This is a genomic window from Stenotrophomonas sp. HMWF003 (genome assembly GCF_003061285.1).
Lineage (GTDB): Bacteria > Pseudomonadota > Gammaproteobacteria > Xanthomonadales > Xanthomonadaceae > Stenotrophomonas > Stenotrophomonas maltophilia_AP.
The window spans coordinates 4,088-15,033 of the sequence record NZ_QAIW01000473.1; the positions used below are offsets into that span (position 1 = coordinate 4,088).

The 10,946-nt window shown below is 66.6% G+C and carries 4 protein-coding genes; 1 reads left to right on the forward strand and 3 read right to left on the reverse strand.

The genetic code is table 11. From position 1 onward, the window contains the following. Positions 1-234 precede the first annotated feature (234 nt). From DBR34_RS21130 to DBR34_RS21140, 3 genes are read right to left on the reverse strand one after another with little or no spacing between them, the layout of a single operon-like run. On the reverse strand, positions 235-3,408 hold the full coding sequence (locus DBR34_RS21130; protein WP_128098238.1) for a multidrug efflux RND transporter permease subunit: 3,174 nt from the start codon (positions 3,406-3,408) through the stop codon (positions 235-237). A gap of 15 nt (positions 3,409-3,423) precedes the next feature. Further along, on the reverse strand, positions 3,424-4,698 hold the full coding sequence (locus DBR34_RS21135; RefSeq protein WP_128098239.1) for an efflux RND transporter periplasmic adaptor subunit: 1,275 nt from the start codon (positions 4,696-4,698) through the stop codon (positions 3,424-3,426). Further along, on the reverse strand, positions 4,698-5,357 hold the full coding sequence (locus tag DBR34_RS21140; RefSeq protein WP_128098240.1) for a TetR/AcrR family transcriptional regulator: 660 nt from the start codon (positions 5,355-5,357) through the stop codon (positions 4,698-4,700). Before DBR34_RS21140 ends, DBR34_RS21135 begins: the two co-directional genes overlap by 1 nt. A gap of 265 nt (positions 5,358-5,622) precedes the next feature. On the opposite strand from DBR34_RS21140, the gene DBR34_RS21145 reads away from it, so the two are divergent. After that, positions 5,623-10,599, forward strand: a complete 4,977-nt coding sequence (locus DBR34_RS21145; protein ID WP_128098241.1) for an NAD-glutamate dehydrogenase domain-containing protein — start codon at positions 5,623-5,625, stop codon at positions 10,597-10,599. Positions 10,600-10,946: the final 347 nt, after the last annotated feature.

The following is a 10,946-nucleotide window of genomic DNA, read 5'->3' on the forward strand; positions in this document are numbered from 1 at the left end:
GGCCGGCAACCAGGCGGCATGCACATCAAGGTAGTGCCGGCCGCTGGCCGGCAACCACGCGGTCCGTGCATGGCACGTATCTGGAGGAGCCGGCCAGCGGCCGGCACTACCGCATCCAGGCACGCATCCGAACATGCGCCCGCCAATGAAGGCTGTACCGCCCGGCAATGCACCGCCCACAAAAAAGCCCCGGCGCGTGCCGGGGCTTTTCCGTTTCAGCGCATCACCGCCGGATCAACGATCCGGGCGGTGCGTCGCGTTGGCTTCGCTCTGGCGCTCGACGAACTCCTTGGACGGCTCGTCCAGCTTGTCGCCCAGCATGCGGCGGACCACGATGAAGAACACCGGGATCATCAGCAGGCCCAGGAAGGTGGCGAACACCATGCCGCCGATCACGCCGGTACCGATGGCGTGGCGGGCATTGGCGCCCGCACCGGTGGAGATGGCCATCGGCACCACGCCGAGGATGAAGGCGAAGGAGGTCATCAGGATCGGACGGAAGCGCAGGCGGGACGCCTCGATGGTGGCCTCGCGCAGCGTCTTGCCGGCCGCACGCTGTTCCACCGCGAATTCCACGATCAGGATGGCGTTCTTGGCCGCCAGACCGATCACGGTGATCAGGCCGATCTTGAAGTACAGATCGTTGGGCAGGCCGCGGGCCAGCGAGAACGCCAGCGCACCGAGCACGCCCAGTGGCACCACCAGCAGCACCGCCACCGGGATCGACCAGCTTTCATACAGCGCGGCCAGGCACAGGAACACCACCACGATGGACAGCACCAGCAGCAGCGTTGCCGCGTTGCCGGCCAGGATTTCCTGGTAGCTCATGCCCGACCAGTCGTAGCCGAAGCCGGCCGGCAGGTCGTCGCTGACGATCCGCTCCATCGCCTGCATCGCCTCACCCGAGCTGCGCCCCGGTGCCTGCGAACCGACGATGTTGACCGCCGAGTAGCCGTTGTAGCGGCTCAGCGACGGCGGTGCGGACACCCACTCGGACTTCACCACGGTGCTCAGCGGAATCATCGCCGGGGTGCCGTCTGCGTTGGTCTGCAGGCTGCTGGGCGTGTAGAAGCTGTTGAGCGACTCGGCACCGGTGCGATACGGGCCGTCGGCCTGCATGGTCACGCGCTTGATGCGGCCTTCGTAGAAGAAGTCGTTGACGTACACCGGGGCCAGCATCAGCTGGATGGTGCTGTACACGTCCGACACCGACAGCCCCATGGTTTGGGCCTGCACGCGGTCCACGTGCAGCTGCAGCTGCGGGGCGTTTTCCAGGCCGTTGGGGCGCACGCCGGTGAGCAGGTCGCTTTCCTCGGCCGCTTTGCCCAGCAGCACGTTGCGGGCCTGCGTCAGCTGTTCATAGCCGGCGCCGCCACGGTCCTGCAGCCACATGTCGAAGCCGCCGAACTGGCCCAGGCCCTGCACGGTGGGCAGGTTGACCACGAAGATCTGCGCTTCCTTGATGCCGTAGAAAGCACCGTTCATCTTCTGGATGAACTCGGGCACGGTGACCTTGCGGTCGGCCCACGGCTTGAGCCGGATGAAGCCCATGCCGACGTTTTCACCGGAGCCGACGAAGCTGAAACCGGCCACCTGCAGCATGCCTTCGAAGCCTTCCTGGTCCTTGAGCACGCCACGCATCTGCGCGAAGGCCTGGTTGGTCTGCGACTTGGTCGAGCCCGGGGGCAGCTGCACGATCGCCAGCGCATAGCCCTGGTCTTCCTCGGGCAGGAAGCTGCCCGGCATGCGGGTGAACAGGAAGCCGCACAGCACGGTGAGCACCACGAACAGGATCATCCAGCGCGGGGCATGGCGCACCGCCGAGGTGATGTGGCCCACGTAGGTGCCACTGATCTTGTCGTAGTACTTGTTGAAGGTGCGGTAGACGACGTTCGGCTTGTCGGAGTGGGTCGGCTTGAGGAAGGTCGCGCACAGGGCCGGGGTGAAGCCCAGCGCCAGGAACGCGGAGAAGCCCATCGCGATGGCGATGGTCAGCGCGAACTGCTTGTAGATCTCACCGGCCGCACCGCCCTGCAGGGCCGACGGAATGAACACCGCCGCCAGCACCACGGTAATGGCGACCACTGCACCGGTGATCTGGGTCATGGCCTTCTGGGTAGCGGCCTTGGGCGGCAGCTTCTCCTCGGTCATGATGCGTTCGACGTTCTCGATCACCACGATCGCGTCATCGACCACGATGCCGATCGCCAGCACCATCGCAAACAGGGTCAGCTGGTTGATGGTGAAGCCGATGACGCTCATGCCCAGGAAGGTGCCGAGCAGGGCCACCGGGATGACCAGGGTGGGGATCAGGGTGGCGCGGAAGTTCTGCAGGAAGATCAGCATCACCAGGAACACCAGCACGACCGCTTCGATCAGCGTCTTGACCACTTCCTCGATCGAGATCTTGACGAAGGTGGTGCTGTCGTACGGCGAGAACCAGCTGACACCGGACGGGAAGCTCGGCGACAGTTCGTCCATCTTGGCGGTGACCGCATTGGCCACGTTCAGGGCGTTGGCGCCCGGCAGCAGCTGGATCGCAAAGGCACCGGTCGGCTTGCCGTTGTACTGGGTGTCAAAGCCGTAGTTGTTCGCACCGAAGGCGATCCGGGCGATGTCCTTGAGCATCACCCGCGAGCCGTCGGCATTGGCGCGCAGGATGATCTGCTCGAACTGCTCGGGCGAGCTGAAGCGGCCTTCGGCCGACACGGTGGCGGTGAAGTAATGGCCGTCCGGCGACGGGTCCGAGCCCAGCGAACCGGCCGCGAACTGCACGTTCTGGGCCTTGATCGCCGCCAGCACCTGGCTGGCCGACAGGCCGTAGCCCTGCATCTTCTCCGGGTTGAGCCAGATGTTCATGGCGTACTCGGAACCGAACTGCTGGGTGCTGCCGACGCCGGGGATGCGCGAGATCTGGTCGAGCACGCGCGAACCGACGATGTCGTTGAGGGCATCACGGTCGATCGAGGGCGTGTCCGACTGCAGGGCCACCACCATCAGGAAGCCGGCGTTGGCCTTGGCCACCACCACGCCCTGCTGGGTCACTTCGGTGGGCAGGCGCGGGGTGGCCAGCGACACCTTGTTCTGCACCTGGACCTGGGCGATGTCCGGATCGGTACCGGTCTCGAAGGTCAGGGTGATCGAGGCGCGGCCGTTGGAGGCCGAGGACGAACTGAAATACAGCAGGTGATCGATACCGGTCAGCTGCTGCTCGATCACCTGGGTGACCGACTTTTCGGTGGTGTCGGCGCTGGCGCCGGGGTAGGTGGCGCTCACCGTCACCTGGGGAGGTGCGATGCTCGGGTAGGACTCCACGCCCAGACCCAGGATCGAGATCACGCCCGAAAGCGAGATCAGGATCGCGACCACCCAGGCGAATACCGGGTGTTCAATGAAAAATTTAGGCATGACGGAGGGTTCCCGTTATTGCTTGTTCGGTTCGGCAGCCGGAGCGGCGTCGGACGTTTTGGCGGCGGCGTCAGCCGGGGCAGCGGCATCGGGTTTTGCCGCGGCGTCCGGTGCGGCACCGGCCGGCGCAGCGCCCGCAGGCGCCTTGCCATTGGCAGCGGCGGCAGCCGGGTTCCACGGGGTGGCCTTGGCCGGGGCGCCTTCCTTGACCTTCTGCACGCCGGCCACGATCACCTGGTCGCCGGCTTCGAGGCCGCCACTGACCAGCCAGTTGGTGCCCTGCTGGCCTTCGCTCTTGACGTTCTTGCGCGCCACCTTGCCGTCCTTGCCAACCACCAGCACGTAGCCGCCGGTGGTATCGCGCTGCAGCGCCTGCAGCGGCACCAGGTAGGCGTTGTTGCGCTCACCCAGGGTGGCCTGGAAGCTGACGAAGGCGCCCGGCAGCAGGATCTGCTGCGGGTTGGGCAGCACCGCGCGCAGCGACACCGCGCCGGTGGTGGGGTCCACCGTGGTCGAGGAGAAGTCCAGCGTGCCCGGCTGGTCGTAGACCGTGCCGTCGGACAGCTTGACCTGCACGGTGGACTTGCCGTCCCCGCTCAGGGCCAGCTGGCCCTTGGCCTGCGCGGCGCGCATCTGGGTCAGTTCGTCCACGCTCATCGAGAAGTTCACGTACAGCGGGTCCAGCTGGTCCACGGTGGTCAGCAGGGTCACATCGCCCTGGCCGACCAGCGCGCCTTCGGTGACCTGCTGCTTGCCGGCGCGGCCACTGATCGGCGCGGTCACTTCGGCGTAGCCGAGGTTGATCTTCGCGCTGGTCAAGGCGGCCTGCGCCTGCTGCACGGCGGCCGCGGCGGTACGCTCGGTCGCTTCGGCCGCGTCCAGGTCGGACTTGGACACATACTTCTGCGGGGCCAGCGAACGGGCACGGTTGGCCGCGGCCTTGGCGTTGGCGTAGGTCGCCTGCGCCGAGGCCAGTTCGGCCTGGGAGGCGTTCAAGGACGCGCGCAGCGGGGCCGGGTCGATCAGGAACAGGACCTGGCCCTGCTTGACGTCGGCACCTTCCTGGTAGACACGCTTGAGCAGCACGCCGGGCACGCGGGCGCGCACGTCGGCGCTGCGGTACGGCGACAGGCGGCCGACCAGCTCACGCTGCAACGGCAGGGTCTGCGGCTTGGCATCGATCACGCCCACTTCCGGCGGCGGGGGCGTCTGCTGCTCTGGCTTCTTGCAAGCGGTCAGTGCAACAGCAACTGCGCAGGTCAGGGCAAGGCTGCGGAGTGGGGCGATCATCAGGAAAAACTCCGGTGTTGGTTTGAATGCAATGCCGCGGCGGTTTCCGGCGTGGCAAACGCGCGCAGGAAGCTGTCAACGGAGAATTCGGCCCAGCGGCGGCGCTCGGTGGCGTCGGCGCGATGGGGGGTATGGAAGCGTTGTTTCTCGAAATCCACGCCGGCGATCATGCTCAATAGCAGTTCGGCCATGAAGTGCGGGTCGTCATGCCTGAGCTGGCCTTCTTCACTGCGCACGGCAAGCCATTCAGCCACGTGAAGAACCAGCGCCCCGGCCCCGTCCCGGTAGAGCGCACGCGCTTCCTGCGGGAACTGGGCGGTGTCGGTGGCGATCAGCCGGCGCGCCTGCATCACGTGCGGCTGATTGCAGTGCTCCAGGTACTCGGTGGCGAACCGCAGCAGGCTGCCGCGCAGGTCGCCCTGGTCCAGGCTGTGCAACCCGGCGGTGGCGCGACTGACGTGCCGCTGCATTACCCGGCGCAGCAGTTCCTGCTTGCTGCCGTAGCGGCTGTAGAGGGTCTGCTTGGAACACCCGGCCTGCTGGGCCACCGCATCCATGCTGATCTGCATGCCCTGGGTGGCGAACAGGTCGCGCACGGCATCGAACACGCGCTGGTCGCGCGCATCCAGGGTGCTGGCGGCGGGGTGGGGGGGATTCACGCGGTGGACTATACCGTCCAGTTCAGAATTGGAGAAGCCTTGTGTTTGCGCGGGATCTGATACCCATCGTCAAGTTGCCACGAACGTGGCCGATGCTTGGCTGCGTGTGGATCTCCCACGTGACCGTCCGTACCCGTGCGGATTGACCGTCGTGACGTAAACGCCACCCAACCCGAATCACCTTATTCCGTCCTGCAGCAAGGTATTTTTGTGCGGTAGGCCTACAATTTCATTTTCCCAACTGAGCAACACGCACCGCTCCGTCATGAAATCGCAGAAACCAGCAGCCAAGACCGTGAAAAACAAATCCAAACCAGCCGATACGCAGACTGTTTCGCCAGTGGGCTTCTCGCTGGAGCCGGTGTACACGGCCTTGCGCAAGCGCTACCCGACGGCCGGGCAGGCCGAGGCCGTCGCATTTGCCGCCGACTTCTACAAGCGCATGGAGGCGGACGAGTTCCCGCACCACACCGCGGAGGAGTGGGCCGCCCTGGCGGCCGACACGCTGGAGTTCGCCCGCGTGCGCAAGTCCGGCAAGGCCAATGTGCGTGTGTTCAACCCGACCCTGAAGGGCAACGGGTGGGAGTCGCCGCATACGGTGCTGCAGATCGTCAATGACGACATGCCGTTCCTGGTCGACACGGTGACCATGTCGCTGGCCGAGCATGGTATCGGCGTGCACGTGCTGGGCCACCCGGTGATCCGCTTCGCGCGCGACAAGGCCGGCAAGCTGAGCGGTGTCAGCGACGGCAACGCCGAATCGGTGATGCTGCTGGAAATCGACCGCCAGCCGGCCGAGGCCATGGCCGACGTCGAGCAGGCGATTGTCAAGGCGCTGGACGAGGTGCGTGCCATCGTCGGCGACTGGGACGCGATGCGCAGCAAGGCCAAGAGCCTGGCCGACGATCTCGGCACCCGGCAGCTGCCGATCGATGCGGCCTCGCGCGCCGAAGCACAGGAATTCCTGCGCTGGGCCGCCGACAACCACTTCACCTTCTTCGGCTACCGCGAATACCGCGTGGAGAAGCAGGGCAAGGAAGACGTGCTGGCGCCGCTCAACGAGACCGGCCTGGGCCTGATGCGCGGCAAGGACAAGTCCGCCGCCCGTCCGGTCAAGACTCTCGCCGCGCAGGGCCTCAACGCCACCACCGGGTTGAAGGACGCGCTGATCCTGACCAAGACCAATGCCCGTTCGCGCGTTCACCGCGCCGGCTACATGGACTACATCGGCGTGCTGGAATTCGACGCCAAGGGCAAGATCATCGGCGAGCAGCGCTTCCTGGGCCTGTTCACCTCCAGCGCCTACAACCGTCGCCCGTGGGAAATCCCGCTGGTGCGTCAGCGCCACGAATATGTGATGAGCCACTCCGGCCTGGCGCCGAGCAGCCACAGCGGCAAGGCCCTGCGCCACATCCTGGAAACCCTGCCGCGCGAAGAACTGTTCCAGTCCAGCGAGGACGAACTGTTCCGCACCGCCATGGGCGTGCTGGGCCTGCAGGAACGCGTGCGCAGCCGCCTGTTCCTGCGCCGCGACAAGTACAGCCGCTTCATTTCCGCGCTGGTCTACCTGCCGCGCGAGCGCTTCAACACCGACGTGCGCCTGCGCATCGAAGCGATGCTCAAGGACGCCCTGCAGGGCGAGTACGTGGACAGCTCGGTCGTGCTGGGTGAGTCGCCGCTGGCGCAGGTGCACTTGATCGTGCGCCCGAAGGCTGGCCAGACCCTGGAAGTGGACACCAGCGAACTGGAGCAGAAGCTGGCCCAGGTGCTGCGCAACTGGCAGGACGACCTGCGCGAAGCGCTGGTGGCCCGCCACGGTGAAAGCGAAGGCCTGCGCATTGCCGCCCGTATCGGCAAGGCCCTGCCGGCCGGCTACATCGAAGACTCCAGCACCGAGATCGCGGCCAACGACGTCAGCCAGCTCGACGCGCTGACCGGTCCGGACGACCTGCGCCTGAGCCTGCAGGCCGTGCAGCGCGAAGGCGGCGACGGCCTGCGCCTGAAGCTGTACCGCCAGCTGGACGACATTCCGCTGTCGGACGCGCTGCCGATGATGGAAAACATGGGCCTGCGCGTGATCGCCGAGCGTCCGTACCGCCTCACGGTGGACAACGCGCCGGTGTACGTGCAGGACTTCGAAGTGGAATCGGTGGCCGGTGCGATCGACGCCCCGAGCGTCGATGCCGCCTTCGGTGAAACCTTCGCCCGCGTGTGGCACGGCGATGCCGAGAACGACGGCTTCAACCGCCTGGTGCTGGCCGCTGGCCTGCATTGGCGCCAGGTGGCGATGCTGCGTGGCTACTGCAAGTACCTGCTGCAGACCGGCGTGCCGTTCTCGCAGGCCTATGTGGAAGGCACCTTCGCCCGCTACCCGCTGCTGGCGCGCCTGCTGGTGGAACTGTTCGAAGCCCGCTTCGACCCGGCCACGGGCCACGAGAGCAAGGACGCCATCGCCGAGGGCCAGGCCCAGCTGCGCGAGCACCTGACCGTGCTGGCCGGTGGCGACGAGGCTACCCTGAAGGTGCTCAAGACCGTGGTCGATGCCCGCAAGGGCGACCGCAAGGCACAGATGGATGCCGCGCGCGACGCGTTGCTGAAGCTGATGGACCGCGTTTCCAGCCTGGATGAAGACCGCATCCTGCGCAGCTTCATGGGCGTGATCGACGCCACCCTGCGTACCAGCTACTACCAGACCGATGCCAACGGCCAGCACGGCCATGTCATCAGCTTCAAGTTCGATTCGGCGCTGGTGCCGGACCTGCCCAAGCCGCGCCCGTACCGCGAGATCTTCGTGTACGGCCCGCGCGTGGAAGGCACCCACCTGCGCTTCGGCGCGGTGGCCCGTGGCGGCCTGCGCTGGTCGGACCGTCGCGAAGACTTCCGCACCGAAGTGCTGGGCCTGGTCAAGGCGCAGATGGTCAAGAACACGGTCATCGTGCCGGTCGGCGCGAAGGGCGGCTTCTTCGCCAAGGTGCCGCCGGCCAGCGGCGACCGCGATGCGGTGTTCGCCAACGGCGTGGCCTGCTACAAGCTGTTCATCCAGGGCCTGCTGGACATCACCGACAACATCGTCAACAACAAGATCGTGCCGCCGGTGGACGTGGTCCGCCACGACATGGACGACCCGTACCTGGTGGTGGCGGCCGACAAGGGCACCGCGACCTTCTCCGACATCGCCAACGGCCTGGCCATCGCGCACGGCTTCTGGATGGGCGACGCGTTCGCCTCCGGTGGTTCGGTCGGTTACGACCACAAGGGCATGGGCATCACCGCGCGCGGCGCGTGGGAGTCGGTCAAGCGCCACTTCCGTGCCCTGGGCCGTGACAGCCAGAGCCAGGACTTCACCACGGTGGGCGTCGGCGACATGTCCGGCGACGTGTTCGGCAACGGCATGCTGCTGTCCCGCCACATCCGCCTGGTGGCCGCGTTCGATCACCGCCACATCTTCCTGGACCCGAACCCGGATGCGGCCACCACGTTCGTCGAACGTGAGCGCCTGTTCACCGTGCCGCGCTCCAGCTGGGCCGACTACGACGCCAAGCTGATCAGCAAGGGCGGCGGCGTGTATCCGCGCAGCCTGAAGTCGATCGAGATCACCCCGCAGGTGCGTGAGGTGCTGGGCCTGGACGAGAACGTCAAGGCGATGTCGCCCAACGACCTGATGAGCGCCATCCTCAAGGCCCCGGTGGACCTGCTGTGGAACGGCGGCATCGGCACCTACGTCAAGGCCGCCAGCGAGCAGCACAGCGACGTGGGCGACCGCGCCAACAACGCGCTGCGCGTCAATGGTGGCGAGCTGCGCTGCAAGGTGGTGGGCGAGGGCGGCAACCTGGGCATGACCCAGCTGGGCCGCATCGAGGCTGCCCAGGCCGGCGTGCTGCTCAACACCGACTTCATCGACAACTCGGCCGGTGTGGACACCTCCGACCATGAAGTCAACATCAAGATCCTGCTCAACGATGTGGTGCGGGCCAAGAAGCTGACCGTTGAACAGCGCAACAAGCTGCTGGCGTCGATGACCGACGAAGTGGCCGCGCTGGTGCTCAACGACAACTACCGCCAGAACCAGGCGCTGAGCCTGATGGAGCGGATGGCAGTCAAGCGCCTGGGCTCCAAGCAGCACTTCATCCGCACGCTGGAGCAGCAGGGCCTGCTCGATCGCCAGATCGAGTACCTGCCCTCCGATGCGGAGCTGTCGGCACGCAAGGCGCGCGGCCAGGGCCTGACCCGTCCGGAGCTGTCGGTGCTGCTGTCCTATTCCAAGCTGGTGGCGTTTGCCCAGCTGCTGGATTCGGACATCCCGGAAGATCCGTACCTGTCCAAGGAACTGCAGCGTTACTTCCCGACCCCGCTGCAGAAGAAGTACGCCGACGCGATGGAGCGTCACCGCCTGAAGCGCGAAATCATCGCCACGGCCGTGACCAACCAGACCATCAACCGGATGGGCGCCACGTTCCTGATGCGCATGCAGGAAGACACCGGCCGCAGCGTGGCCGAGGTTGCCAAGGCCTACACGATCAGCCGTGAAACGCTGGACGCACGTGCACTGTGGGCGCAGATCGATGCGCTCGACGGCACGCTGCCGGAATCGGTGCAGATCGATGCGCTGGAAGTGATCTGGAAGCTGCAGCGTTCGTTCGTGCGCTGGCTGCTGTCGCGCCCGGGCACCATGCCGGGCATCACCGAGGCGGTGAACCGCTACCAGGCCGCGTTCAACGACATCCGCGTGGCGTCGGGCGTGCTGCCCGATTCGCAGCGCCCGGCCTACGAGGCGAGCGTGGCCGAGTGGAAGGAAAAGGGCCTGCCGCCGGCACTGGCGCAGCAGCTGTCCGAGCTGCAGTTCCTGGAACCGGCGTTCGACATCATCGAACTGGCCCGGACCCGCAAGCTGAAGCCGGTGGACGTGTCCAAGATCCACTTCCGCCTGGGCGACGCCCTGCAGCTGCCGTGGCTGTTCGAGCAGATCGACGCGCTGGAGGTCAACGGTCGTTGGCATGCCGTGGCACGTGGCGTGCTGCGCGACGAGCTGGCCGCCCACCATCGCAACCTGGCTGCCCAGGTGCTGTCGATGAAGGGCAGCAGCGCCGAAGCCAAGGTGGCCGCCTGGATCGGCCGTGACGACAGCAGCCTGCGCTTCACGCTGTCGATGCTGGCCGAACTGGCCGAGCAGAAGACCCTGGACTACCCGACCGTCTCGGTCGCGGTGCAGCGCCTGGGTCAGCTCGCGGCGCATGGTGCGTAAGCGCATTCGCGCTGACGCCCCACGGTGTGCGCTGCACACCGTGGGGCCCATACGGACCGTGCTTCCAGACCCCCGCGCCTGCGGCGCGCCCCCCTGACTCAGGGGGGCTCTGCTCCAGGCGCGTGCCTGGCACGTGCATGAAAACCAACGGCCCCGCTCACGCGGGGCCGTTTTTTCTTGTTGGGCGGTGACATCCGGTCGGCACCCACCGTTGGCCGGTGCGGGCGCGGACATGACCGGCAGCCCACGCCACGCCCCACGGTCGTGGCCTACCGGGGATGTGGCGGGTATGCTCTGGCGAACCCGCCCCACCGGATCGTTGATGAGCGCTTCCCCCCGTATCGCCT